The sequence below is a fragment of the Bradyrhizobium sp. UFLA05-89 genome, assembly GCF_059803475.1.
Genome location: NZ_JBANBA010000272.1, coordinates 1 through 1,262, shown reverse-complemented (window position 1 = coordinate 1,262; position 1,262 = coordinate 1). Strand labels below are relative to the sequence as shown.

The 1,262-nt window shown below is 64.7% G+C and carries 1 protein-coding gene; it reads right to left on the bottom strand.

Annotated features, from left to right (window positions below):
• Nucleotides 1-434: 434 nt before the first annotated feature.
• Nucleotides 435-1,262, bottom strand: an 828-nt coding sequence (locus SO139_RS46215) for an IS110 family RNA-guided transposase (protein WP_498542157.1), incomplete at its 5' end; no start/stop codon positions are given.

Here is a 1,262-nt window from a genome sequence, read left to right as displayed (position 1 = left end):
AGGTGGTTGGTCAGCTCTTTGTTCGATTGCAGGCCAGCTCTTCGTCCCGACCGTTGGAGTGTGAAGATGGCGCGCGCAGGTCGAGTCAAGGCCGGCCCGTAGGGCCGCCGCGAAGCGGCTTGGCCTTGACTTGATCGAGCACGCCATCAGGCTGTTGTGGTCGGGCGTGGGCGGGGTGGACTACTCCTTATGGTCAGTGATCCAAGGGCCGAGCCGGTTTGGCAACCTGGTTTGCGTGCCAGGTCAAACTCACATTCGGTCGTCGCGTGATAGCGACTGCACCAACATTCCGCTTGCGGCGGGCAGGCTCGAGAGGACGAGGCCATTCTTCGTTGCGGCGTTTGAAGCCATGCAATCCATCGGTTCGTCCACCCGGATCGGCCGAGGCTGATCAACCTCGGCGGATTGGTATCCTTGGTGGGAGAGCTGTATTCTCAGGCGGTCTTCATCACGGCTGCCTCGATCACGACGCCAGCCGTCACGTACTTCCACAGGGCCACGAGCAGCTTGCGGGCCAGTGCCACGATCGCGCGCTTGCGGCCGCGGTCGCTGTGCGCGTCAAACCATTGCGTCAGGGCCGATTGGGGCTGGTGCCGCACCCACAACCAGGCGAGCTGGATCATCGTGGTTCTCAGGCGCGGATTGCCGGCCTTCGACACGCCTTGCTCACGCTCGATGCCGCCACTGCGCCACGGCGTGGCCGCAAGACCGGCATAGGCCGCAATCTGGCGGCGGTTGGCGAACCGGCGGTAGAAGGCTTCCAACCAGAGAACGGCAGCGAAGTTTGGGCCCATTCCCTTCAAGGCCAGCAGCATCGTCACCGGATCCGGTGCAGCCGGTGTGCCTGCAGGCTTTCTCACCGCAGCCAGCAGTGCATCCTGTTCGGCCTCCACGGCCTCGATCTGGCCGAGCAGAAGTTCGAGCCGGTCGAGCTCGCGGCCGATCTGTGCCTTCAAATGCGCCGGTAGCAGTCGCCCATCGCCGGTACGCAAGGCCTCAAGCCGTGCCCGGCGGTTGCTCCGCAGCGGCGCGTAGTCGGATATCCCTTGCGCGAACAGAAGACCCTTGATCCGGTTCACATGCTCGATCCGCTCGGCGATCAAGGTCTTCCGCTCGCGGCAAAGCCTGCGATGGTCCTCTTCTTCCGGAGAGGGGGCAACGACCATCGCACAGACCCGCGGCTCGCCGCGCTTGTAGGCGAGAAGCGTCCGCAACAGCGTCTCGCCATCGAGCCTGTCCGTCTTGGCCCGCCGGCGCCGGCG